At 54.8% G+C, this 23,868-nt stretch carries 29 protein-coding genes; 22 read left to right on the top strand and 7 right to left on the bottom strand.

Annotation, left to right across the window (positions count from 1 at the left end; translation table 11 throughout):
- The 15 genes from bshB1 (at position 1) to nth (ending at position 14,408) form a co-directional block, all read left to right on the top strand.
- The gene (bshB1, locus tag QWV57_RS11150) at positions 1-711 is read left to right on the top strand and encodes a bacillithiol biosynthesis deacetylase BshB1 (protein WP_081132670.1); all 711 of its coding nucleotides are present in this window, start codon (positions 1-3) and stop codon (positions 709-711) included.
- Complete coding sequence (gene bshA / locus QWV57_RS11145) at positions 708-1,844, top strand: N-acetyl-alpha-D-glucosaminyl L-malate synthase BshA (RefSeq protein WP_011231667.1); 1,137 nt, start codon at positions 708-710, stop codon at positions 1,842-1,844. Before bshB1 ends, bshA begins: the two co-directional genes overlap by 4 nt.
- Positions 1,841-3,055: a CCA tRNA nucleotidyltransferase gene (locus QWV57_RS11140; RefSeq protein ID WP_081132671.1), complete on the top strand. Its 1,215-nt coding sequence runs from the start codon at positions 1,841-1,843 to the stop codon at positions 3,053-3,055. The genes bshA and QWV57_RS11140 overlap by 4 nt, the downstream gene beginning before the upstream one ends.
- The gene (locus QWV57_RS11135) at positions 3,013-4,002 is read left to right on the top strand and encodes a bifunctional biotin--[acetyl-CoA-carboxylase] synthetase/biotin operon repressor (RefSeq protein WP_013144917.1); all 990 of its coding nucleotides are present in this window, start codon (positions 3,013-3,015) and stop codon (positions 4,000-4,002) included. The genes QWV57_RS11140 and QWV57_RS11135 overlap by 43 nt, the downstream gene beginning before the upstream one ends.
- Before the next feature lie 266 nt (positions 4,003-4,268).
- Entirely contained in the window at positions 4,269-5,108 is an 840-nt protein-coding gene (panB, locus tag QWV57_RS11130) for a 3-methyl-2-oxobutanoate hydroxymethyltransferase (protein ID WP_011231664.1), read from the top strand.
- On the top strand, positions 5,105-6,007 hold the full coding sequence (panC, locus tag QWV57_RS11125) for a pantoate--beta-alanine ligase (RefSeq protein ID WP_011231663.1): 903 nt from the start codon (positions 5,105-5,107) through the stop codon (positions 6,005-6,007). The genes panB and panC overlap by 4 nt, the downstream gene beginning before the upstream one ends.
- On the top strand, positions 5,989-6,372 hold the full coding sequence (gene panD, locus QWV57_RS11120; protein WP_011231662.1) for an aspartate 1-decarboxylase: 384 nt from the start codon (positions 5,989-5,991) through the stop codon (positions 6,370-6,372). The genes panC and panD overlap by 19 nt, the downstream gene beginning before the upstream one ends.
- Positions 6,373-6,419: 47 nt before the next feature.
- A complete protein-coding gene (dinG, locus tag QWV57_RS11115) occupies positions 6,420-9,149 on the top strand; it encodes an ATP-dependent DNA helicase DinG (protein WP_301099914.1) in 2,730 nt (909 codons plus the stop codon).
- A gap of 336 nt (positions 9,150-9,485) precedes the next feature.
- Positions 9,486-9,656, top strand: a complete 171-nt coding sequence (locus tag QWV57_RS11110; RefSeq protein ID WP_011231659.1) for a YpmA family protein — start codon at positions 9,486-9,488, stop codon at positions 9,654-9,656.
- A 5-nt stretch (positions 9,657-9,661) separates the two neighbouring features.
- Complete coding sequence (locus tag QWV57_RS11105; RefSeq protein ID WP_013144922.1) at positions 9,662-10,138, top strand: cell wall elongation regulator TseB-like domain-containing protein; 477 nt, start codon at positions 9,662-9,664, stop codon at positions 10,136-10,138.
- A 21-nt stretch (positions 10,139-10,159) separates the two neighbouring features.
- Positions 10,160-11,341, top strand: coding sequence for a pyridoxal phosphate-dependent aminotransferase (locus QWV57_RS11100; protein ID WP_020755739.1), 1,182 nt, complete (start codon positions 10,160-10,162; stop codon positions 11,339-11,341).
- Positions 11,342-11,357: 16 nt separating this feature from the next.
- Positions 11,358-11,507, top strand: a complete 150-nt coding sequence (locus tag QWV57_RS11095) for a hypothetical protein (protein WP_014196185.1) — start codon at positions 11,358-11,360, stop codon at positions 11,505-11,507.
- 61 nt (positions 11,508-11,568) lie between these two features.
- Positions 11,569-12,864 (top strand): asparagine--tRNA ligase, encoded by a 1,296-nt coding sequence (gene asnS / locus QWV57_RS11090; protein ID WP_011231656.1) that lies wholly within the window; start codon positions 11,569-11,571, stop codon positions 12,862-12,864.
- A gap of 67 nt (positions 12,865-12,931) precedes the next feature.
- Positions 12,932-13,633, top strand: a complete 702-nt coding sequence (locus QWV57_RS11085) for a DnaD domain-containing protein (protein WP_011231655.1) — start codon at positions 12,932-12,934, stop codon at positions 13,631-13,633.
- A 103-nt stretch (positions 13,634-13,736) separates the two neighbouring features.
- Positions 13,737-14,408 carry an endonuclease III gene (gene nth, locus QWV57_RS11080; RefSeq protein WP_011231654.1) on the top strand — a complete coding sequence of 224 codons (672 nt, stop codon included), beginning with the start codon at positions 13,737-13,739 and terminating at the stop codon, positions 14,406-14,408.
- Between the two features lie 103 nt (positions 14,409-14,511).
- Here the strand turns inward: nth and QWV57_RS11075 are convergent, their stop codons facing one another.
- Positions 14,512-17,202, bottom strand: coding sequence for a PBP1A family penicillin-binding protein (locus QWV57_RS11075; RefSeq protein ID WP_301099913.1), 2,691 nt, complete (start codon positions 17,200-17,202; stop codon positions 14,512-14,514).
- A 33-nt stretch (positions 17,203-17,235) separates the two neighbouring features.
- Complete coding sequence (gene recU / locus QWV57_RS11070) at positions 17,236-17,838, bottom strand: Holliday junction resolvase RecU (RefSeq protein WP_011231652.1); 603 nt, start codon at positions 17,836-17,838, stop codon at positions 17,236-17,238.
- Between the two features lie 224 nt (positions 17,839-18,062).
- Here recU and QWV57_RS11065 point away from each other — a divergent pair, with 224 nt between their 5' ends.
- Positions 18,063-18,305, top strand: a complete 243-nt coding sequence (locus QWV57_RS11065; RefSeq protein WP_013144928.1) for a hypothetical protein — start codon at positions 18,063-18,065, stop codon at positions 18,303-18,305.
- 116 nt (positions 18,306-18,421) lie between these two features.
- The gene (locus QWV57_RS11060; protein ID WP_081132673.1) at positions 18,422-18,805 is read left to right on the top strand and encodes a YppE family protein; all 384 of its coding nucleotides are present in this window, start codon (positions 18,422-18,424) and stop codon (positions 18,803-18,805) included.
- An 81-nt stretch (positions 18,806-18,886) separates the two neighbouring features.
- Here QWV57_RS11060 and QWV57_RS11055 read toward each other — a convergent pair whose 3' ends face one another.
- Positions 18,887-19,057 carry a hypothetical protein gene (locus QWV57_RS11055; RefSeq protein ID WP_013144930.1) on the bottom strand — a complete coding sequence of 57 codons (171 nt, stop codon included), beginning with the start codon at positions 19,055-19,057 and terminating at the stop codon, positions 18,887-18,889.
- Between the two features lie 119 nt (positions 19,058-19,176).
- Positions 19,177-19,377 (bottom strand): YppF family protein, encoded by a 201-nt coding sequence (locus QWV57_RS11050; protein ID WP_011231648.1) that lies wholly within the window; start codon positions 19,375-19,377, stop codon positions 19,177-19,179.
- A 192-nt stretch (positions 19,378-19,569) separates the two neighbouring features.
- On the opposite strand from QWV57_RS11050, the gene QWV57_RS11045 reads away from it, so the two are divergent.
- On the top strand, positions 19,570-19,914 hold the full coding sequence (locus QWV57_RS11045) for a YppG family protein (protein WP_013144931.1): 345 nt from the start codon (positions 19,570-19,572) through the stop codon (positions 19,912-19,914).
- A gap of 83 nt (positions 19,915-19,997) precedes the next feature.
- Here the strand turns inward: QWV57_RS11045 and QWV57_RS11040 are convergent, their stop codons facing one another.
- Complete coding sequence (locus tag QWV57_RS11040; RefSeq protein WP_015375250.1) at positions 19,998-20,252, bottom strand: sigma-G-dependent sporulation-specific acid-soluble spore protein CsgA; 255 nt, start codon at positions 20,250-20,252, stop codon at positions 19,998-20,000.
- Positions 20,252-20,437 (bottom strand): hypothetical protein, encoded by a 186-nt coding sequence (locus QWV57_RS11035; protein WP_011231645.1) that lies wholly within the window; start codon positions 20,435-20,437, stop codon positions 20,252-20,254. The genes QWV57_RS11040 and QWV57_RS11035 overlap by 1 nt, the downstream gene beginning before the upstream one ends.
- Positions 20,438-20,520: 83 nt before the next feature.
- Between QWV57_RS11035 and QWV57_RS11030 the strand changes: the two genes are divergently transcribed.
- Complete coding sequence (locus tag QWV57_RS11030) at positions 20,521-20,682, top strand: hypothetical protein (protein ID WP_015375249.1); 162 nt, start codon at positions 20,521-20,523, stop codon at positions 20,680-20,682.
- A 115-nt stretch (positions 20,683-20,797) separates the two neighbouring features.
- Here the strand turns inward: QWV57_RS11030 and QWV57_RS11025 are convergent, their stop codons facing one another.
- Positions 20,798-21,262 carry an Hsp20/alpha crystallin family protein gene (locus QWV57_RS11025; RefSeq protein ID WP_011231644.1) on the bottom strand — a complete coding sequence of 155 codons (465 nt, stop codon included), beginning with the start codon at positions 21,260-21,262 and terminating at the stop codon, positions 20,798-20,800.
- A gap of 231 nt (positions 21,263-21,493) precedes the next feature.
- Between QWV57_RS11025 and QWV57_RS11020 the strand changes: the two genes are divergently transcribed.
- The 3 genes from QWV57_RS11020 (at position 21,494) to QWV57_RS11010 (ending at position 23,852) form a co-directional block, all read left to right on the top strand.
- On the top strand, positions 21,494-21,616 hold the full coding sequence (locus tag QWV57_RS11020) for a hypothetical protein (RefSeq protein ID WP_013524106.1): 123 nt from the start codon (positions 21,494-21,496) through the stop codon (positions 21,614-21,616).
- Between the two features lie 167 nt (positions 21,617-21,783).
- Positions 21,784-22,458, top strand: coding sequence for a response regulator transcription factor (locus QWV57_RS11015; protein ID WP_013144934.1), 675 nt, complete (start codon positions 21,784-21,786; stop codon positions 22,456-22,458).
- Positions 22,455-23,852, top strand: a complete 1,398-nt coding sequence (locus tag QWV57_RS11010; protein WP_020755752.1) for a HAMP domain-containing sensor histidine kinase — start codon at positions 22,455-22,457, stop codon at positions 23,850-23,852. Before QWV57_RS11015 ends, QWV57_RS11010 begins: the two co-directional genes overlap by 4 nt.
- The last annotated feature ends 16 nt before the right edge of the window (positions 23,853-23,868 follow it).

The following is a 23,868-nucleotide window of genomic DNA, read 5'->3' as shown; positions in this document are numbered from 1 at the left end:
ATGAAGGAAACGTGTGACTTGTTGGCGTTCGGCGCCCATCCGGATGATGTCGAAATCGGCATGGGAGGGACGATCGCCAAATACGTACGCCGTGGGTACCGTATTGTCATTTGCGACTTGACGCAAGCCGAGCTGTCGTCCAACGGCACGGTCGACGAGCGGCAGAGAGAGGCGGCCGAGGCGGCCCGCCGGCTCGGTGTATCCGAGCGGTTCAATCTTGGGCTGCCTGACCGCGGCCTTTATGTCGAGGAAGAGGCGATCCGCCAGATCACAGCGGTCATCCGCCGCTATCGGCCGCGCCTTGTATTCGCCCCCTATTGGGAAGATCGACATCCGGATCACGGGCGATGCGCCCGCCTTGTCGAGGAAGCGGTCTTTTCCGCCGGCATCCGCCGCTATGGCGCCGGAGAGCTTGGCGATGCGCACCGCGTTCGGGCGGTGTATTATTATATGATCAATGCCTTTTGCCGCCCGCATTTTCTCATCGATATTAGCGAAACGATCGATGACAAGCTGGACAGCCTGCGCGCGTACGAAAGCCAGTTTCAAAAACGGCCTGGCTCGGTTGACACCCCGCTGACCAACGGCTACATCGAGATGATTGAAAGCCGCGAGCGCTGGTTCGGTCAACAAATCGGCGCGGCGTATGCGGAAGGGTTTTTGACGAAAACGCCGATTCATCTTTCCAATTTGTTTGAGGAGGAGCGATGAAGCTGAAAATCGGGATTGTTTGCTATCCGACGGTCGGGGGCTCCGGAGTGGTCGCCACTGAGCTTGGCAAGCTGCTGGCGGAGCGGGGGCATGAGATTCACTTTATCTCATCGAGCATGCCGTTTCGTTTGAATAAAGTGTACGGCAACATTTATTATCATGAAGTCAGTGTCAACCAATATTCCGTCTTTCAATACCCGCCGTACGATTTGGCATTGGCAAGCAAAATTGCTGAGGTGGCAAAGCGGGAACGGCTCGATGTGCTTCATGCCCATTACGCCGTTCCTCATGCCGTCTGTGCGGTGTTGGCGCGGCAAATGGTCGGCGAGCTGCCGATCATCACGACGCTGCACGGCACGGATATCACCGTGTTAGGCTATGACCCGTCGCTTTCCGATATGATCAAATTTGGCATCGAGCAGTCGGATATCGTTACGGCGGTGTCTGACGCCCTTGCCCGGCAGACGTATGAACTGCTCGATGTGCAAGCGACGATCCATACCGTCTACAATTTTGTCGATGAACGCGTCTACCGTCGTCGGGAAGCGGGCCATTTACGGCGCGAGTACGGCATTCGCGACGATGAACGAGTTGTGATCCATGTCTCGAATTTCCGGAAAGTGAAGCGTGTGCCTGATGTAGTGCGAGCGTTTGCCATCGTGCGCCGGCACGTGCCAGCCAAGCTCTTGCTTGTCGGCGACGGTCCGGAAATGACCGTCGTCTGCCGGCTTGTGAAAGAGCTTGGGCTGCAAGATGATGTCCGCTTTTTAGGAAAACAGGATAAACTCGAAGAGCTGTATTCGATCAGTGATGTGATGATGCTTTTGTCGGAAAAAGAAAGCTTCGGGCTCGTATTGCTTGAAGCGATGGCGTGCGGCGTTCCGTGCATCGGCACGGCCATCGGCGGGATTCCGGAAGTGATTGAGGATGGGAAAACCGGGTTTTTATGCCCGCTTGGCGATGTCAAAGAGGCAGCAAGACAGGCGATGGCGCTGTTGACAGACTGCCGGTTGCACGCTGAGATGGCAAGACAGGCGGTGCAAACGGTTGAGCGCAAGTTCCGCTCGGCCGACATCGTCGGCCAGTATGAACAGCTGTACGCTTCGCTTGCGGCAAGGAAGGTGAAACGATGAAACCGCCGTTTGAACAGGCGCTCGGCATTATCCGACAATTGAAGCGGCATGGCTATGAGGCGTATTTTGTCGGCGGCGCGGTGCGCGACTTGTTGATCGGGCGTCCAATTGGCGACGTCGATATTGCGACAAGCGCTCTGCCGGAAGAAGTGATGCGCTTGTTTCCGAAAACGATCGACGTCGGTTCGAAACACGGCACGGTCGTCGTCGTGCATGAAGGAACGGCGTACGAAGTGACGACATTCCGCACGGACGGCGATTATGAAGACCATCGCCGTCCGGAGTCGGTGACGTTCGTTCGTTCGCTTGAGGAAGACTTAAAGCGCCGCGATTTCACGATGAACGCCATCGCCATGGATGAACGCGGAACGATCATTGATCCGTTTGGCGGACAAGAGGCGATCGAGCGGCGGCTCATTTGCACGGTCGGGGCGGCGGACGAACGGTTTCGCGAAGATGCGCTCCGTATGATGCGGGCTGTTCGCTTCGTCAGCCAGCTCGGATTTGCGCTCTCTGAGGATACGAAGAGCGCGATTGTCCAAAACGCACCGCTTATGGCCCACATTTCTGTCGAACGGATGACCATGGAAATGGAAAAACTGCTCGCCGGTCCGTTCGTTGCCGAGGCGCTGCCGCTGTTGGCCGATACCGGGCTGTTCGCTTATTTGCCTGGGCTGGCCGCAAAAGAGCAGCTGCTGCGCTCGGCCGCCGCCTTTCGCTGGCCGTGGCTTACAAAGCGCGAAGAGCGCTGGGCGCTTCTTTGCCGCGCGCTTGATGTCAAAGACATCCGTCCGTTTTTGCGCGCCTGGAAGCTTCCCAACAAAGTAATCGATGAAGCTGGCGCCATTTTGGCGGCGCTCGATGATGTCCCTAGGCCGGAGGCGTGGACGAACGAACAGTTGTTTTCAGCCGGCCTCGAGCGGGCGCTATCGGTTGAAGCGGTGCGCGCCGCGCTTTGCGGCGCGCCGTCTGAACCGCATCATGAGGAGCTCCGCCGCCGCTTTGCGGCGCTGCCGATCAAAACGAAAGGGGAGCTTGCCGTCAACGGGAAAGACGTCATTCGCTGGGCTGGAAAACCGGCCGGTCCGTGGGTGAAAGAGACGCTGGATGCCATCTGGCGGGCGGTCGTCAGCAGCGAAGTCGAAAATGAGAAGGAGCGGATTTACGCATGGCTCATGGAGCGCAATCGGACACACGAAAAAAACTGTTAGAGTTGTTTGCCGAAGCGAACGGCGAGTTTTTGTCCGGGCAAAAAATCAGCGAACAGCTCGGCTGTTCGCGGGCGGCGGTATGGAAGCATATCGAGGAGCTGCGCAAAGAAGGATTTGAACTCGAAGCAGTGCGCCGCCTTGGCTACCGGATTATCAGCACGCCGGATAAAGTGACGGCCAACGAAATCCAGCTCGGCTTAAAAACGGAAAAACTTGGCCACACGATCCACTTTTTTGACGAAGTCGATTCGACGCAGCGCATTGCGGCAAGGCTCGCGTATGAAGGGGCGCCGGAAGGAACGCTCGTCGTCGCGGAAGAGCAAAAGGCCGGGCGCGGGCGTTTGGATCGGAAATGGTTTTCCCCAAAAGGGACGGGCATTTGGATGAGCCTCATTTTGCGGCCGGCCATCCCGCCGCAGCGGGCGCCGCAGCTGACGCTGCTTGCCGCGGTGGCCGTCAGCCAGGCGATTCAGGAAGTGACCGGGCTTGTCCCAGACATTAAATGGCCGAATGACATTTTGCTTGACGGCAGAAAGTGCGTCGGCATTTTAACAGAGCTGCAAGCCGACCCTGACCGCGTCCATTCGGTCATCATCGGTATCGGCATCAACGTCAACCAAACGATCGAGCAGTTTCCGGAGGATATCCGGGCCATCGCGACATCGCTGGCCATTGAAAAGGGCGGGCCCGTAAAGCGCGCCCCGCTCATTCAGGAAATTTTGTTCCGGCTTGAGCGGCTGTATGAGCAATATTTGGCGCATGGCTTCCGTCCGATTAAGCTTCTTTGGGAAGGGTACGCCGTTTCGATCGGCAAGCCGGTGACAGCGAGAACGCTGAACGGCGTGATTCACGGCATCGCCCGCGGCATCACCGACGACGGGCTGCTCATCCTTGAAGATGAGCAAAAGAACATCCATTACATCCATTCTGCCGATATTCAGTTCTAATTTGCCACTAGAAAAATTGTAACAATTTTGTTAAAATACAAAGCGAGGAAAAGGGCAGTATCTTTCGCAAGAAGAACTGCACCGAGGCCGACAGCACGAATAGGTGAAGGAAATGATCTGCCTTGATCCTTTTTTGAAGGACTAGGACAGAGGGATGAACGAAACCGACGGCGGTTTTATGGCGTCCTTCTTTCTCAAGGCGGGAAAGAAGGACGTTTTGTTTCGGGCGGTTCATCTCCTCTGCAGTCAAAGAGGAGGGAACGAAAATGAAAGCGAAAACCGATTTTTTCCACATGAAGCAGGCGGGTGAGCCGATCGTGATGGTGACCGCCTACGATTTTCCGTCCGCGAAGCTTGCCGAGCAAGCCGGCGTCGACATGATTTTGGTCGGCGATTCGCTCGGCATGGTTGTGCTCGGGTATGATTCAACGATCCCGGTGACGGTCGATGATATGATCCACCATACGAAGGCGGTTCGCCGCGGTGCGCCGAACACGTTTATTGTCACCGATATGCCGTTTATGTCGTACCATGCGTCCAAAGAAGAGGCGCTGCAAAACGCCCGCCGCATCATGCAAGAGTCAGGGGCGAACGCCGTTAAAGTCGAAGGAGCGGATGAAGTCGTCGATATGATTGCCGCGCTGACGAAAGCCGGCGTGCCGGTCGTTGCCCATCTCGGGTTGACGCCGCAATCGGTCGGCGTTCTTGGCGGCTATAAAGTGCAAGGCAAAGATGCCGAAAGTGCGAAAAAGCTGCTCGATGATGCGAAACAATGCGAGCAGGCGGGAGCGATCGCCCTTGTCTTAGAGTGTGTTCCGAAGCAGCTCGGGGCGGCCATGGCCCGGGAACTCACCATTCCCGTCATCGGCATCGGCGCCGGGGCGGAAGTCGACGGCCAAGTGCTCGTGTATCACGATTTGCTTGGCTACGGTGTCACCCGCGTGCCGAAGTTTGTGAAACAATACGCGTCCATCCAAGAGACGATCGTTGAGGCGTTAGCCAACTACGTCGCTGATGTCAAACTGCGCCAGTTCCCGGAGCCGGCGCACACGTTTACGATGAAGGAAGAAGAATGGGTGGCGCTTTACGGAGGAAAGCAAGGATGATCGTGATGGATCAGATTGCAGCGATGCAGGCGCTCATGCGCCAATATCGCCGTGAAGGAAAGACGATCGGGTTCGTTCCGACGATGGGCTATTTGCATGAAGGGCATACCTCCCTCATCGATCGGGCGCGCGCGGAAAACGACATCGTCGTCCTAAGCGTTTTCGTCAACCCGCTTCAGTTCGGACCGAACGAAGACTTTGCCCGTTATCCGCGCGATTTCGAGCGCGACCGGCGCATCGCCGAACAGCATGGAGTCGACGTCTTGTTCCATCCGGAAGCGGACGAGATGTATCCGGAGCCGCTTACCGTACGAGCGATCGTTCAAGCGCGCGCCGACGTGCTGTGCGGACGGTCGCGCCCCGGCCATTTTGACGGCGTGGCGACGGTGCTCATGAAGCTGTTCAACATTGTGATGCCCGACCGCGCGTACTTTGGGATGAAAGATGCCCAACAGGTGGCGGTCGTCGACGGCTTGATCCGCGATCTCAATTTTCCGATCGAGCTCGTGCCGGTGCCGACGGTCCGCGAGGCGGACGGGCTGGCGAAAAGCTCGCGCAACGTCTATTTGTCGCCGCAAGAACGGAGTGAGGCGCCGGCGCTGTATGCAGCGCTTCAAGCAGCCGCTTCCGCCGTCGAACGAGGGGAGCGGAGCGCAGCGGCCATCCGCCGGATGGTTAGAGAGCATATTGAAGCGCATACGCACGCTGAGATCGATTATGTCGAAGTATGTTCATATCCGGACTTGACGCCGCTTGAGACGCTCGCCGGGACAGTGCTGATCGCTGTCGCCGTCCGATTTGCGAGCGCCCGGTTGATCGACAATATCATGATTGAGTTGCCCAAAACCGGCGAACAAGGGGATGGAAAGGGGGAGCAAGCATGTTTCGCACGCTCATGAACGCCAAAATTCACCGCGCTCGTGTAACAGAGGCCAATCTCGATTACGTCGGCAGCATCACGATCGATGAAGATATTTTGGATGCCGTCGGCATTGTGGCGAATGAAAAAGTACAGGTAGTGAACAATCATAATGGAGCCCGTTTTGAAACATACGTCATCCCCGGTGAGCGCGGCAGCGGTGTCTTTTGCCTAAACGGCGCCGCCGCCCGCCTTGTGCAAAAAGGGGACGTTATTATCGTCATCTCATATGTGCTCGTTCCAGAGGAAAAAATCGCCGCCCATCGACCGAAAATCGCGATTATGGACGAAAACAACCGAATTGTGCAGCTCATCGCCGAAGAGCCGGCGCATACGGTTTTATGAGGGCAAAAAGGGGCTTTCCGCCCCTTTTCGTTTTGAGGTGATCGTTTATGGCAACGCGCTTTGTCATCATTGACTTGGAGACAACCGGAAATGGGCCGAAAAAAGGCGATCGGATCATCCAGCTCGGCATGGCGGTCGTCGAAGATGGCCTGATTGTCGAACGGTTTGCCAGCTTTTTTAACCCGGAACAGCCCATTCCGCTGTTCATTCAGCAGCTGACGAACATCAACGAACAGATGGTCGAAGGAGCGCCGCTGTTTGCTGACAAGGCGGGCGAGATCGCCGCCTTGATGCACGGTGCTTACTTTGTCGCCCATAACGTCGACTTTGATTTGCCGTTTTTGCAGGCCGAGCTTGAACGGGCTGGCTGGCCGCCGTTTGCCGGTCCGACGATCGATACGGTCGAGCTCGCCCGCATCGTGTTGCCGACTGCCGAAAGCTATAAGCTCGGCGATTTGGCGAGGCAGCTCGGCCTTCACCACGATCGTCCGCATCAAGCGGACAGCGATGCGGAAGTGACCGCCAAGCTGTTCATTGCCTTGCTCAAGCGGCTCTCCCGTCTGCCGCTTATGACGCTTGAGCAACTGCGCGGTCTTGCCCGCCACTTGAAAAGCGATATTTACTTGCTCCTTGATGCGGTCATCGCCAAAAAGCGGAACAAGGCGCCGGCCGACCGCGCTGTCGCCGTATACCGCGGCATTGCGTTGAAACAACCGGCGCCGGAGCCAGATGAGAGCGATCGGCGCCCCGCTTTGGCTTCGTTCGCTGCCTTTTGCGAACAGGAGCCGCCCCTTCCGCTTCCCGGCTACAAGCGGCGCGCGGGGCAGTGGGAGATGATGCGGCTCGTTTATGAGGCGCTGTCGACGTCCCAGCACGCGCTCATTGAAGCAGGGACCGGACTTGGCAAATCGCTCGCCTATTTGATTCCCGCTGCTTTTTTTGCCTGTGAGCAGCAAGAGCGGGTCGTCATCAGCACGCATACCCTCCAGCTGCAGGAGCAGCTCATTCGCCGCGATTGGCCGGTATTGCGGCAAATCGCGCCGTTTCCGCTCCGCGTTGCCGTTTTGAAAGGAAAGCAAAATTACTTATCCCTTGACAAGTTCGCTTCGTTTTTGTCGGAGCCGTCTGACACGTACGATGCGGCGCTCTTGAAATGCCAGGTGCTCGTTTGGTTGCTTGAGACCGACAGCGGCGACTTGGACGAATTGAATGTGTCATCCGGCGCCCGTCTCCTATTGTCCGCGCTTGCCATCGGCGAAGAGGAAGACGGCGGGCGGCATCATTTTTTCGCCCGGGCGAAAGAGCGCTCCGAACGGGCGGATGTGGTCATTACCAACCATGCGCTTTTGCTTCATGATTTGACCGGCCCGGCGCCGCTTTTGCCGCCGTTTCGCCATCTGATCATCGATGAGGCGCATCGGCTTGAAGATGCCGCCGCCCGGTGTTTTGGCGAGCAGATTGGCTATGTGTCGTTTCGCCTGCTGACCGCCAAAATCGCGCAGACGATCGCGAAATGGCAAGAAGCAGAACAGGACGCACCGAATGGGGCTCTTGTCCGTTGCCAGCAGCGTCTTGAGGAGCTGCAGTTTGAAGGGGGCGAGCTGTTCCGCCTGTTGCGCCGCTATGCGTTGGACAAAAAGCCAGCTCGCGCTGGACGTTGCCGCTATCGCTTTTCGCCGACGGACGAACAGAGCCGGGCGTGGCAGGCGGCGGTGGAGTTATGCTGGCGCCTGCGCGATTTGGCGGCGGCGCTATCCGCTGAAGCGAAGCCGCTTCTATCCGCTGATACGAGTGGCGATTTCCCACCATCCGCCTTGCTGTCGGCTGATTTGGCGGCTCTCAACCGGCAAATGGCTGCGCTCGTGCGTTTGCTGACCGAAAAGGAGCCGGGTGTCGTCCGGTGGATCGAAGCGGACGAAAAAGGGGCGGCGAACGCTGTCCGCCTTTACTCGCAGCCGGTTGACCTTGCTGACTTTTTCGCCGATCAACTGTTTATGAAAAAACGGAGCGTCGTTTTGACGTCGGCGACGCTCACTGTCCGCGGCCGGTTCACGTATATGGCGGCGCGTCTCGGTCTTGAGGATTTTTATCCACTTTGCCGCTCGTTTCCGTCGCCGTTTCGTTACGAGGAGCAGGCCGCGCTCTTCGTGCCGGCGGACATGCCGCTCGTTTCTGCCGTGCCGCTTGAAGATTACGCCGAAGCGGTCGCCGCTTCGGTGCTTGCGATCGCCCGACGCCTCGGACGGCGGGTGCTTGTGTTGTTCCCTTCGTATGAACTGTTGAAACTGACGGTTGATGCGTTGAAGACGGAGGAAGAAGGCGAGCCGTTTGTTTTGATCGCTCAAGGGGTGCAAAGCGGCAGTCCGGCAAAGCTCTTGCGGACGTTTTTGCAGTTTGAGCATGCGGTGTTGTTTGGGACGAGCAGCTTTTGGGAAGGGGTCGATCTGCCAGGTTCAGCGCTCGATGTGCTTGTCATCGCCCGCTTGCCGTTTGCGCCCCCGGACGATCCCGTGATGGAGGCAAAAAGCGAGCGCATTCGCCTAGAAGGCGGCGATCCGTTTTCCGAGCTGGCGCTTCCTGAGGCGGTGCTTCGTTTTAAGCAAGGGTTTGGCCGCCTCATTCGCACTGAAGACGACAAAGGAGCCGTATTTGTGCTGGATCGGCGGCTTTTGGCTTCCCCGTACGGCGCGGATTTTCTCGCTTCCTTGCCGCCGCTTTCGATGCATGAAGGCGCGCTTTCTGAGCTGCTCGACAAGGCGGAAACTTGGCTTTCTTAAAGCGCGCTTTATGTTTCATAAAGATGGACGAAACGGCGCAATCTAAAGGTGTCAGGCGGCAAAAAACCCCGCATGAAGCGGGGGCAAAGAAGCAAATTGGCGTTGACGGTGTAGGCGGGCAAATTTGTTATGAAATGATCGGACAAACCTGCTATAATAGGGAAGAAGCACAACTGCGATGACAGTTTGCGCCTTGCCGTTTGGATTTGTCGGCTTGGCCGCAGAGGTGCGAAGAAGCACGCCTTTGATGTCACCTTCGCTGTATTTGTATTGTTGCCGGAGCCGCCGGCGTGTATAAGTAACAAAATTTGCGCCGCACAGGAGGAAACGACGAAAATGGAAAGCAAAATCGAAGTGCTCGCTACCGTCAAAGTTCAGCACTCCGACGACTTGTACAAAATTGTCGACTGCTTGAACCGAACGCTGAAGCGCGACAATTTGATGTTTGGCCTTGCCTTGGATGAAAACGACAAGCGCCAGGCCATCTTTACGATTTATCGGACGTGATCACGATGAAAAAGTGGGGTTGGTTCACTCTGCTTTTTTTTGGATTCCTCATTTGGCAGGCATGGTCGATTTATGACGAGGCGATGGCGCCCAAACGGCTGATGGTGGAACATGCGTTGGCGCGGGCGAAGGAAGCCGCCGGGCTTGCTGATGTGAAGAAAGTCTATACATATTATGGCGACGAAGCGTGCACCGTATTCATCGGAAGAACAAAACAAGGGAAAGCGGTCGTCGTTTGGGTGCCTGAAAAAGAGGAGAATGTCGTCGTCAAGGGCGTGGACAGCGGCATCAGCGAGGCGGAAGCGCGCGCCATTTTGCAACGCGACCGCCGACCGCGGCGCATCATCGACGCGACGCTTGGCATGGAAAAAGGCGTGCCTCTTTGGGAGTTGACATATATTGATGCGGAAGGAAGGTATTCGTTTTATTACCTTCACTTTGCGGATGGGGCCTTCCTGAAGAGGTACAGTTTTCAACAGTGAGGACGTGAGGGGGAAGAAGCGATGAAACTGGCAAAACGGGTGGCGTCGCTGACGCCATCGGCGACATTGGCCATTACGGCGAAAGCAAAGGAACTGAAAGCGGCCGGATACGACGTGATCGGCCTTGGGGCCGGCGAACCGGATTTCAACACGCCCCAGCACATTATCGCGGCGGCCATCAAGGCGATGAATGAAGGGCATACGAAATATACGCCATCAGGCGGGTTGCCGGCACTGAAAGAGGAAATCATCAAAAAGTTTGCCCGCGATCAAGGGCTTTCGTACGAGCCGGCGGAAATCATCGTCTGTGTCGGGGCGAAGCATGCGCTTTATACGCTCTTTCAAGTGCTGCTTGATGAAGGCGATGAGGTCATCATTCCGACGCCGTATTGGGTGAGCTACCCGGAACAAGTGAAGCTGGCTGGCGGCGTTCCGGTTTACGTTGAAGGGCTGGAAGAAAACGACTTTAAAATGACGCCAGATCAGCTGAAACAGGCGATTACCCCGAGGACGAAGGCGGTGATTATCAACTCCCCGAGCAATCCGACCGGCATGATTTATACGGCCGAGGAGCTGAAAGCGCTCGGGGAAGTATGCTTGGCGCATGGCGTGTTGATCATTTCGGACGAAATTTATGAAAAATTGATTTACGGCGGGGCGAAACATGTGTCGATCGCCGAACTGTCGCCGGAGCTGAAGGAGCAGACGATCATCATCAACGGCGTATCGAAATCACACTCGATGACAGGGTGGCGCATCGGCTACGCGGCTGGACCGAAAGACATCATTCAAGCGATGACCGATTTAGCAAGCCATAGCACATCGAATCCGACATCGATCGCTCAATATGCGGCCATTGCCGCCTACAGCGGGCCGCAGGAGCCGGTCGAACAAATGCGCCAAGCGTTTGAAAAGCGGCTTGACATCATTTATGACAAGCTTGTGCAAATTCCAGGCTTCACTTGCGTCAAACCGCAAGGAGCGTTTTATTTGTTCCCGAACGCCCGAAAGGCGGCGGATATGGCCGGATGCCGCACGGTCGACGAGTTCGTCGCCGCCTTGTTGGAGGAAGCGAAAGTCGCGCTCGTGCCTGGTTCTGGGTTTGGGGCGCCGGATTACGTCCGCTTGTCGTACGCGACCTCGCTTGAGGCGCTCGAGACAGCGATCGAACGCATCCGCCGGTTTATGGAGGCGCGGGCCTAAGGCGCTTTGCGCCAAGGTGTCAGAGTGGAAAGAAAAAGGGCGGCTTTGTTTGGCGCAAAGCCGCTTTTTCCGCGTCGGTCTGTCGGCTGGCTCCGGGCGGCTGCGCCGAAGGGCGATTGGTGGGGGCAGCATCGTTTTGCGCTGCTTTGGCTGGTCGTTGCCGTGACGCCGACGGAACGGTATAATAGCGAATGATGGACGTGTCGATTATTGGAGGGAATCAGTGCGTGAAAACGACGACGATTGCGGAAGTGAATCAATACGTAGGACAACAAGTGACGATCGGCGCTTGGCTGGCGAACAAGCGCTCAAGCGGGAAAATCGTCTTTTTGCAGCTGCGCGACGGCACTGGCTTTATTCAAGGCGTCGTCGAAAAGGCGAACGTCTCGGAAGAGGTGTTTCAACGCGCAAAAACATTGACGCAAGAAACGTCGCTCTATGTGACGGGCACGGTGCGCATCGACGAGCGCTCCCCATTTGGCTACGAGCTGTCGGTTGCCGATTTGCAAGTCATTCAAGAAGCAGTTGACTATCCGATTACGCCGAAAGAGCATGGCGTCGAATTTTTGATGGACCATCGCCACCTTTGGCTTCGGTCGCGGCGCCAGCACGCGATCATGAAAATTCGCAACGAAATCATCCGGGCGACGTATGAGTTTTTCAACGACCGTGGGTTTGTGAAAGTCGACGCCCCGATTTTGACTGGCAGCGCACCGGAAGGAACGACCGAACTGTTTCATACGAAATATTTTGATGAGGATGCCTATTTGTCGCAAAGCGGCCAGCTCTACATGGAAGCGGCGGCGATGGCGCTCGGCAAAGTGTTCTCATTCGGCCCGACGTTCCGCGCCGAAAAATCGAAAACACGCCGCCATTTGATCGAGTTTTGGATGGTGGAGCCGGAAATGGCGTTTTATGAGTTTGAAGACAATTTGCGGCTGCAAGAAGAGTACGTCTCCTACCTTGTGCAGTCGGTGCTCGAGCGCTGCCGGCTTGAACTCGGGCGGCTCGGGCGCGACGTGTCGAAGCTTGAGCTGGTCAAACCGCCGTTTCCGCGCCTAACGTATGATGAGGCGATCAAGCTGCTTCATGAAAAAGGATTGACTGACATCGAGTGGGGCGATGACTTCGGTGCGCCGCATGAGACGGCCATCGCCGAAAGTTTTGACAAACCGGTGTTCATCACCCACTATCCGACCTCTTTGAAGCCGTTTTATATGCAGCCGGACCCGAACCGCCCCGACGTTGTGCTATGCGCCGATTTGATTGCGCCGGAAGGATACGGGGAAATCATTGGCGGCTCGGAACGGATTCACGATTATGAGCTGCTCAAGCGCCGCCTTGAAGAGCACCATTTGCCGCTTGAAGCGTATGAATGGTATTTGGATTTGCGCAAATACGGTTCTGTGCCGCATTCAGGGTTCGGGCTCGGCTTGGAGCGCACTGTCGCTTGGATTTGCGGCGTCGAACATGTGCGCGAGACGATTCCGTTCCCGCGGCTGCTCAACCGGCTTTATCCGTAAAAAACCCCCTGCAAAAAGGGGGTTTTTTCGCCGCCGTCATGTTATACTATAGTTGAGGTGCATCGGCATGGAAAAGAAAAAGGTGGCCGAATGGCTGGCGCAAGGAAGCATCGCCGTCCCGAAGCTGCTGCTTGGCCACTACAAGCAGCTTGGGTTGGGCGAGGGGGAGCTCGTCTTGCTTTTGCATATGCAGTCGTTTTTCGAAGAAGGCGTCTTGTTTCCGACGCCGGCCGAGCTGGCCGAAAGAATGACGGTCTCGGCAGCGGAATGCATGGAGATGGTGCGTCGGCTCTTGCAAAAAGGGATGATCGCGATTGAAGAGCATACGGATGAACAAGGCATTCGCAACGAAAAATATACGCTTGAACCGCTTTGGGAGAAGCTCGTGCATCATTTGTACACCCAGGCGGCTCAACAGGGGGAACTCGGCCGGCAGGAGGAAGAGGAGAGCTTATACACCGTTTTTGAGCAGGAGTTTGGCCGCCCGCTCTCCCCGTTCGAGTGTGAAACGCTTGCGATGTGGATCGATCAAGACGGTCATGAGCCGGCCATCATTAAAGCGGCGCTGCGCGAAGCGGTGCTGTCGGGGAAGTTGAATTTCCGCTACATCGATCGCATCTTGTTTGAATGGAAAAAGAACGGCATTCGCACGATTGAACAGGCGCACGATTACGGCAAAAAGTTTCGCAAGCCGTCCTCCCGTTCCGCGAGACAGACGGCGGGAGAATTTAAACAGACGATCCCGTTTTTCAATTGGCTCGACTCGTAACGAGAGGCGCTGTCTCTCGTTTTTGTTTGTCCAAAAATGGCCAATCGAACCGGTAAAAGGCGTCGTTTTGTTCGGGCCAATATGGCAATAAGGAGGAGACAAGGTGCTGACAAAGCAACAAATCCGCTACTGTTTGGATGAGATGGCCAAAATGTTTCCAGATGCGCATTGCGAGCTGGTGCACCGCAATCCGTTTGAGCTGCTGATTGCGGTTGTTTTGTCGGCGCAATGCACCGATGCGCTCGTCAACAAGGTGACGAAACGGCTGTTTGAAAAATATCGGACGCCGCACGATTATATTGCGGTGCCGCTTGAGGAGCTCGAGCAAGATATCCGCTCAATCGGCTTATATCGGAACAAAGCGCGAAACATTCAAAAGCTGTGCGCGATGTTGATTGACAAGTACAACGGCGAAGTGCCGCGCGACCGCGATGAGTTGATGAAGCTGCCGGGCGTCGGGCGGAAGACGGCGAACGTCGTTGTGTCCGTTGCGTTCGGCGTGCCGGCCATCGCGGTTGATACTCACGTCGAGCGCGTCAGCAAACGGCTTGGCTTTTGCCGCTGGGACGACTCGGTTTTGGAAGTCGAGAAGACGCTGATGAAAATCATTCCAAAAGAAGAATGGTCGATCACCCACCACCGAATGATTTTTTTCGGCCGCTACCATTGCAAGGCGCAGTCTCCGCAATGTCCGTCATGTCCTCTTCTTCATTTATGCCGTGAAGGAAAAAAACGGATGCGAAAACGGGAGGAAAAAGCGGCAAATCAGAAGTGAACGGAACCGCGAAAGGGCTTGGTGAAGAAGGGCCAGCAGCATGCCGGTCGGTCATGAAAAAACGGATGGCGCAAAAGCCATCCGTTTTTTGGGAATGCAGCTGTTATGGACGGGTGCCAAGACCCGCTCCGGATCCGTTTTTTAACGGCGGGGAGACAGGCGGCGTTCCGCTGTTTGCACCCGTTCCACTGTTCGTTCCGTTCGTTTGGCCGCTGTTGTTCGTTCCTTGGTTGTTTGTTCCATCCGTTTGGCCATTGTTTTGGTTGGCCCCGCCGCTGTTGCCATTTTCTTGTCCGCCGCTTGCGCCGCCGTTTTGTTCATTGTTGTTTCCCTGACCGTTTTCGTTTCCGTTATTCCCGCTGTTGCCTTGATCGGTGCCGCCGTTTTGCCCGCCGCTGCCTTGGCTGTCATCCCCCGGTTGTTGTGGCACGGGAGTTTGATCTTCTCCGCCGGGGACATGAACGCTGGCTATGGCCGGTTTGCTCATTCGTTCGCCGTCTTTTGCGTACACGGCGATTGTGTACGTCCATCCTGGCGTCGGATTGGAAATCGTGATCGAACGGTCTTTTGTGGTGATCGTATTCGTTTGACCTTGGCCATCTTTGACGCGCACCTCGAAGATCGTCTCATCGGTTTGCTCATCGTATGACCACGAAACCGAGATGGCGTTCGCCGCTTGGTCGTACACAGCGGTCAACCCTTTCACCGCCGGCAGTTCTTCCGGCACGTCGTTCGCCGTCTCCGTCGGCTCAGTGCCGCGCACGAACAATTCATACGTAATTTCGCTTTCCGGCGTGTATTTGCCGGCAAGTTTCGGCGGGTTCGTGCCTTTTTTGATCGGCAGTCTGACGACGCTCTCCGGCTGCTTGAAGCTTCCGCTGCCGTCATCGATGTGGGACATTAAGTTTTTCAACAAGTATTTCGGGATTTTTTGTTCCTCTATACTAAGCTTTGCCGTGCTGCTTCGCTTGCTGAAGCCGACCCAAATGGCCGCCGTATAGTTTGGCGTATAGCCGACAATCCAGCTGTCCGGCACATCGTCCCGGTCAAGGCCGAATTTTGCTCCATCTTTCCCATAGTTCGTCGTCCCTGTTTTGCCTGCGAGCTCAAGTCCTGGAACATTGGCCAATTGACCTGTTCCGGAGCGGATGACAGACTTCAGCACGTCCGTGATCATGTAGGCGGTATAATCATGCATCACCCGTTTCGGTTTCGGCTGCAAATCCATTTCCGTGCCGTCCGGGAAGACGATTTTTGTCACGGCATATGGCTTCGTATAGACGCCGTTATTACCAAAAGCAGTGTACGCTCCAGCCATTTGCAGCACCGATACGTAGCGGGATACTCCGCCGATAGCGTAAGGCTCATATACTTCATCAAAGCCCATGCCGAGTCGGTTAGCGAACTCCATCGCCCGCTCTTTGCCGACGGCTTGGAACGTTTTTAATGCCGGGATGTTGCGTGATTTTGCCAGTGCCGTCCGCAAGGTGATCGGCCCCATATATCCCCCGCCGGCGTTGCGGATCGGCGTGCCGTCCGAATACGTATACGGCTCGTCAACAAGAATGTGCGCGGTTGACCATTTTAAATATTCAATCGCCGGGCCATAGTCCAAAATCGGCTTGATCGTTGAACCGGGCTGGCCGACCGGTTGGATTGCGTAGTTGAAGCCGAATTCGATATTGTCGCGATGGCGACCGCCGCCTAACGCGCGAATGGCGCCTGTTTTGGTGTCGACGACGGCGATGCCGGATTGCAAATCCTTCTTATTGGTAAAGTATTTGTCAGAGTTTAATAGCTTTTCTACGTATGTTTGAACGTTTTGATCGAGCGTTGTATAAATTTTCAGCCCATCTTCAAAGACGTTGACGTTCGCCTTATCTGTCACTTCTTTGATCACTTCATCAATGAAGGCGTCATATGGTACGTCATTTTGCGTTTTTTTCCGTTTCGCCAACATCGATTGAATGGGCACTTGTTTCGCTTTTTCCGCTTCTTCTTCGCTGATGAAGCCGTGTTTCGCCATAAGCGACAATACGGTGTCACGCCGTTTTTTCGCTGCTTCCGGATGGTCGTACGGATTATACCGGTTTGGGGCCTGGGGCATGCCAGCGAGCAAAGCTGCTTCCGGAAGAGTGAGTTTTTTCAAGTCTGTCTTGCCAAAATAATATTCGGCGGCGCGAGCGACGCCATAAATGCCGTCTGAATAATAAATTTTGTTCAAGTACATTTCCAAAATTTCATGCTTCGAATATTTTTGTTCCAGCTGCAGCGCGAGCCACGCTTCTTGCGCTTTCCGTTCCAACGTTTTCTTTGATGAAAGGAATGTCATTTTCACGACTTGCTGGGTGATCGTGCTGCCGCCTTCTGCACCAAATCCTTCCTTGATGTTGGCGAGGACGGCGCCGGCCAAGCGGACGATGTCGATCCCGTGGTGTTCATAAAAGCGGGCGTCCTCTGTTGCCAAGACGGCATCTTCAAGCACTTTCGGCACGTCTTTATACGAAATGTACGTTCGCTTGTAGCCGCCAAGCTCCGCTACTTGTTTTCCATTCATATCGTACAAGACGGAAGAAAGCGGATCTTTAATTTTGGCCTCATCCAGCGGAGGAGCGTCCTTAACGAAATAGGCGAAAGTGGCAATACCCCCGATGGCGCCAAGGACCATCATCAGCAATATCGCAATGGCGACGGTTTTCAACCATGACCTTCCTCGTTTCGTTTTCGCTTTCTTCTGTTTGGTCTGTTTCGCTGCCTGCTTTCGTTCTACGCGAGAACGATATTCACCAGACATAAGCAAATCCTGCCTTTCTTACAAGTTTTCACTTCAACGGGTGAAGTACACGTTGTCTACTACACTAATATAATCAATTCTCGGTTGGTAGCCAAGCGGAATGGAATGTCCATGCCGTTCGATCTCTTGTTTCGGAATCGACTTTCGTCCGCCGGCTTCCTGTTTGTTCCACCAAGCGATCAAATGAGAGGCGTCAAGCAAATACGTTTCATTGAGCAAAGAAAAACGCAAAATCGCAAAACAAATGCCGCCGTGGGCGACGACTTGCTCCATATGGCGGATTTGATGAGCGTGGAAATTTTTCAGCGGAAACGCCGTTTTGTTTTTTGTCTCTTTCGCCTCAAAGTCAATGTACTTGCCGCGGTACACACCGTTGTAGTCGGTCGTCGACGCTTGCCGGAAGTAGGCTTCGGTAATGACGGCGGCGCTCCGTTTCGGATAGTCGACGCGCACGATTTGCACCGGGGTCGGCTTTTTATGGATGACCGCGATGCCGCGTTCCCGGTAATATTCATTCGTCGCGTTTAAGTCGTCTTCGAGCGTCATGCCGCGATTGGCATAATCGGCCGCCGGCCGGCGCGCGGCGTTCGGCTTGTTTCCGCGATACTCTTTTCCGCTCGGGTATTTGAGTGCCATCGCGTTCATCTCCTTTGAATGGTTTTTATTATACCATACGCTCCGGTCATATGCGCTCTTTTTCTTTTCCTCCTTTCGACTGAAGGCAAGCGAAGGAGGTCAATGTCGAATGGCGGCTGCTTGCCACTTTCTTTGCCGAATTCGTTCTACTTTTGTCGCCGCAGCAGGAGTCGTCCTTCCCGCCGCGAATGGAATATCATCATGCGAGAAATGGGGGAGAGGGAATGGAAAAACGGCTCGTGAAAAAAGAGGAGATCGAAAAGCAGCTGCAGGAAATAGTTGCACTCATCGAGCAGGTCGATGCGAAAATGGAAAAAGTGATCGCCGATGTCATCGAAGAGCGTTATGCGCAAAATCAAGCGCAGCTCGGGCGCCTTGAAGGGCAGATCGCCGGCGTGGAACAGCGGCTTGAGAAGGAGAAGCAGAGCGCTGCACTTCCGCTTTCGTCGAAATTGTATTTCGTGTAAGCCGGCCGATATGGTATCATCAAACAGAAGCGCATCGCGGCAAAACGCATCCGTTCTCCGGGCCATAGGGCACAGGGCAAACCGGATTTGCCGGCATGGATAAAGGAGGAGGCGCCATGGAAAAAGAGCTTAAGGCGTTGACGAAGCGCCTGCAACAATACAACGAACAGTTGCTTTTGATCGCCCGGCGCGCCCACGAGCAGAACGAGGAGCCGGATTTTTTTGGCGACGTGAAACCGATGGCCGAAGAGGTGCAGGCCGTTGCCGAACGGTGGAAGGACGCCGCTTCCCGCTGGGTCCGCCATGCGCGGCCGAAATATGTCCATGAGCGGCAAATTGAGGCCGCCGCCGACCATATGGCGAAGCTGTGCGTTGAGGCCTTTTATCCATCCGTCCCTGAGCGCCGCATCAAGCAATACAGCCAGGCCGTCGCTTATACGCTGGCGCTTGTCAAGGAACGGCTTGACGACACGAGCGAAGCAGGCAAGGAGAGGTTTTGACGGGGCAGGAGAAAGCGGCCGCACGGAAAAAGGGGCTGACCCAAAACGCGAGTGCGTTTTGGATTAGCCCCCTTTTTTGTTTTATGTGTCTTTGCCTGTTGTGATCGAGACAGGGCCGCCTTCTGCAGTAGCGACGGTGTTGATCTCGTATTCGACCCGCTCCGTATGCTTGGGCGGCGCTGGTTTTCCATGTTTCGGCTTTTCATGGTCATGGCCTTTCAATTTATGGTTAAAGTGGACGCCTCGACCCATCGCCAATCCCCCCTTGTACGACAATTCCTCTCGCCTCTTTAGGGTGGGAAGAAACATCGTTTTTTATGCGTCTTGAGGAACAGGGGCAAAAAAAAGAAGGGAAAAGCTCCCTCATCGTCCTACAGCCCAGCGTATTCCCCTGCTTCATCCGGCTGAGAGGCGCCGGCTTTTTCGAGCTCACGCACGAGATCGCGGTACTCGGCGAGCGAAATTTCCCCGCGCAAATACAGACGGCGGGCAAAATCAAGCAGTTCGTTCGCCTCAGCCGGTTCGCAATGTTTGACCGCCATAAACTTATGCTTTAACTCCGTCACGTTCATTGATGCTTTTCCCCCTTCCCCTTTTTTACATCGTACCATGAAAATAGGGAGAAAGAATGATTTCGGAAAATTAAAACTTCCGACAAGAGGTGACATGTCCGCACACGTCGTCAGGCGTTTGCACATATACTAGTGGCAGCTCGCCTCCTTAGCCTAGGGGGAATCGATTATCAAACATGGGGGAGAGGAGACATGCACCGTTATCCGCGCCCAGTTTCGCCGCCGGTTTATGGACCATACGGCTCAGGCGGCCATTATAGTCCTTATTTTCACTATGGGGTTTCATCCTTCCCATCGGCGCCGGTTCACTGGCCTCATCTTCCGTCCGGCCATGCCGCGCCTCCCTCGTATCCGATGCCGTATCCAAAGCCAGGACCGCTTTTGCCGCCGCCGCGCCCGTCGTTTCTCGCCCAGTTTAAAAACAGCGACGGAACGTACGATATCAACAAAATGATGAGTACCGTGGGGCAAATGATCAATACGGTCAATCAAGTGAATGGCGTGTTGAAAGGATTGCTCGGTACGTTTAAAAAATGAAACCGCGTCATGGCGCGACGGTCGAGCGCGCTTGAAAAAGGGAAACCGCTCCGCCGTTTGCACGGGGAGCGGTTGTCACGTTGTCAAATGAGCAACTCATACACTTCATTGAGCTGATACACGCGCTCATAATCGCGCTCATCCATCGCATAGCGGATTTCATGGGGCAAAATGCGGTCCAAAAAGGCGCTTTCTTCTTGCGTTAAGTCGCGGACAAATTCCCCTTCGCCTCGGTATGGTTTGCTGATCAGTTTTTTGTAAATGCGTTTTGGGGTGTCGCTGTGGTGATCCAAATAGTTGGACAGCACTTCGCGCAAGTAAGCGAGTGTTTGTTCCATCATCGTCCGCCCCCTTCAAAAAAAGAGACAAACTCTTTGCTTGTGTTTGTGCGGCCTTGGACGTACGGATTTTCTTCCGTCACGCGGTCCGGGTCGAGGTTTGTTTTGATGACAAGCATCGGCTCATCCGACGGCTCGTTGATCAGTCGGTCGTTCAATTGTTTGAAATCGGGCAGTTTCGCCATTCGTTTTGCACCTCCTATCAGTAGCGTAGCTTGTCAGCCGAGAAAGTATGTATGCATCGTTTTGACCGCGGCAAGGCAAGCAAATGGCAAACAATAAGGGGGCGGCGGTGACAGACTGCAACGACAACTGGAAGCGGAAAAACAAATACACGAACAACCGTGAGGAAATCGCCAATGAATGGGTGATCAAAAAAGGAACGCCGGAAGAGGGCGAACGTTCCGGAAATTCACTCCATAAACAATAGAAGATGGACAAGAAACAAGCCGCTCCCCATGCAGGGAACGGCTTGTTTCACGCCCAAGCGCGGCGCTGGCCGTTGCCAAAATGGTTTTTGAACGCACACACAGGCTGGATCGTCTTCAATCGATATCGATATATTTCCGTTTTTGCGGCAGCTGGATGGTGAGCGTCCCATTTTGAAACGAGGCTTTCACCTCATGCTCAGCGACCGGATACGGAAACGGAATCAGCCGCGCCACGCGCCGCCGTGCGTGGCGGCGTTCGTATACATGGCCGTGATGATCTGCCGATTCAATGGTTTCATTGTGATCGACGATCAGCTGCAGCCCATCTTCCTGCCATTGCAAGCTGATTTGTTCCCTTTTGATGTCAGGCAGCCGGACAATGATTTGGTAATCGTGCTTCGTCTCTTTCACCTCGATCGGAATGTACGCGGCAGCAAACGTTTGTGCGAAATAGTCATCGAGCGTTTCAAACAGTTTTTGCAGCGGCCGTTCATCAAACCATTGATTCATCATTTTCCGCAAATGATGGAACGGGTGATGGCCTCCCCCATTGGCTGGTGGTTGAAACGATTCATTCATTGCGCTTCCCTCCCTTTTTTCAAAACAGCGAAATGACTCTGTCGGGACGCTGCCGATTGGCAAGGCGATTCACTGTCAATGTATGTACGGAGCGAAAAAAAAGCTACTCCGTACTTTTTTAGGGAGTTTTCATCTTGTTTTAACCCAGATGGAATATAATGACACCACCATCCATGTGATGCACATCAATAACGCTGTCGGTTGCCCGGCGGCGGGAGGAGGGATGGCGCGATGCATTGGGTTCATTGGTTGGTGACATTGTTTTTTTCTGGAACAGCCGTGTCGCTTCTTTCCTATCAAGCGTTGGAAATCGTTCAAGCCATTGTCGATTGGATCGTTGACCGCCACTCGTAAACAGCTGCCTGCGCCGCTTTTGGCCGATTCATTTTTGAGGGCGTCTCGAACAGGCGCCCCATTCCTTTTTTGACTGCTGGCTGTCCGTTGGCGGTGGACGATTTGTTGTGTATAGTGAAAGATGTATAAAATGAAAGCAAACAGCCGCAATGGAGGAGGAGCAGCTGATGAACGGACGTATTTTATTGATTGAAGATGAAGCCGGGCTCGCCCGGTTTTTGGAGCTTGACTTAAAGCACGAAGGCTTTGACGTGCATGTATGCGCCGATGGACGCGAAGGGCTCGAGCTCGCTCTTTCGGAGCAGTGGGATCTCATTTTGCTTGATGTGATGCTGCCGAGTCTCAATGGCATGGAAGTATGCCGCCGCATCCGGGCGGCGAAATCGACGCCGATCATGATGATCACAGCGCGCGATAGCGTGTTTGACCGCGTCATGGGACTCGATAACGGGGCCGATGACTACATCGTCAAACCGTTTGCCATTGAAGAGCTGCTCGCCCGCATCCGCGCCTTGTTCCGCCGCGTTCATCCGGAAGCGAACGCCCAAGTGTTGACGTTTAAAGATTTAGTCGTTGACGTGCAGGCGCGCACCGTGAAAAAAGGAGACGAATTTATTGAGCTGACGAAGCGGGAATACGACTTGCTCGTCGCCTTTATGCAAAACATCAATGTCGTCTTGACGCGTGATGCGCTCCTTGACAAAGTGTGGGGATTTGACGCCGAAGTCGAGACGAACGTCGTTGACGTCTATGTCCGCTACTTGCGGCAAAAGCTTGACGAACACGATAAAGAGCGGTATATCCAAACGGTGCGCGGCACGGGATATGTGATGCGGCCATGAAGAGGGAGGCGATTCGCCGGCTTTCGCTGAAAGGGAAGCTGACCGTTTTGTCGGCCGGGGCGATTTTCATTACGTATTTTGTGTTTACGTTTTTGCAATATCATATGGTCAAACAATGGCTGCTGAAGGAAGAAGAAAAAACGATGGAACAAACGGTGGCGGAAATTGAAACCTATTACGAGGAAAAACGTAATCTATCATGGGAAGGGATTCGCCGCAGCCGCGCGTTTTTGGAAAGGTTGAATGAACGATACCAACTCATTCGCGTCACGGATGAGAAAGGAAACGTCATCGTCTCCGTTTCAAATGGGGCAGCGGTGTCGCTATCGCCGAGCGAGATGCCCGACAAGCGGAAAATGGATGAGCATTTCATCAACAATGAACGGTTTTTGCTGCTCCGTCAGCCGATTCATATCAGCAACTTGCATGGAACGATCGAAATCGCCCGCCGGCTGGCGAGGTTCCAGCAAGTGACCAACACGCTCTTTCTCATCATGACGGCGATCGGCTTTTTGGCCATGGCCGCAAGCGCTGTCGCCGGCCGGTTCGTGGCGCAAAGCTTCGTCCGGCCGTTGCAAACGCTGGCCAAAACGATGGCCGACATCAAAAACAACGGGCTGAAACGGCGCATTGATGTGCCTCCGGCGCGCGATGAAATTGCGGAACTGATGGTGATGTTCAACGGCATGATGGATGAAATTGAGCGGTCGTTCGCCATGCAGCGGCAATTTGTCGAGGATGCGTCCCATGAACTGCGCACGCCGCTCGCCATTTTGCAAGGCCATCTTTCGTTGCTGCAACGGTGGGGGAAGCACAACCCGGAGATTTTGGAAGAATCGCTTGAGGCGGCGATGAAAGAGGCGGAGCGGCTGAAGCGGCTCGTTCTCGAGCTTCTGGACTTGTCGCGCGCCGAGGCGATCACGGTGCCGGATGAGGTCGCGCCGATGGATGCCGCGGCGGCTGTCGGACAAGTCGTCAAAAATTTCCGCGTCTTGCACCCGGACTTCCAATTTCTGATTGACCAGCCGGATAAGCCGATTGCGCGCGCGGCGATGGCGAAGCATCATTTTGAACAATTGCTGTTCATTTTGCTTGACAATGCGGTAAAATATTCTCAGCGAGTGAAACAAATCGCGATTTCCTTGCGCGAGGAAGGGCCGTTTGTGACGGTCGCCGTCCGCGACCATGGCATTGGCATTCCGAAAGACGAGCTGAAAAACGTTTTTTTGCGCTTTTATCGCGTCGACAAGGCGCGCAGCCGCGAACAAGGCGGCGCCGGGCTCGGGCTTTCGATCGCCAAGGAAATCATCGATAAATACGGCGGGCAAATTACAGTGGAAAGCGAGATCGATCAAGGAACGACGGTCGAACTGGCCATTCCGAAAGCGGAATAGGAGGAGAGTGAGAGAC

The organism is Geobacillus zalihae, from assembly GCF_030414215.1.
Classification (GTDB): domain Bacteria; phylum Bacillota; class Bacilli; order Bacillales; family Anoxybacillaceae; genus Geobacillus; species Geobacillus zalihae.
The sequence above is the reverse complement of the archived record's forward strand: the minus strand, read 5'-3'. Positions and strand labels throughout refer to the sequence as shown.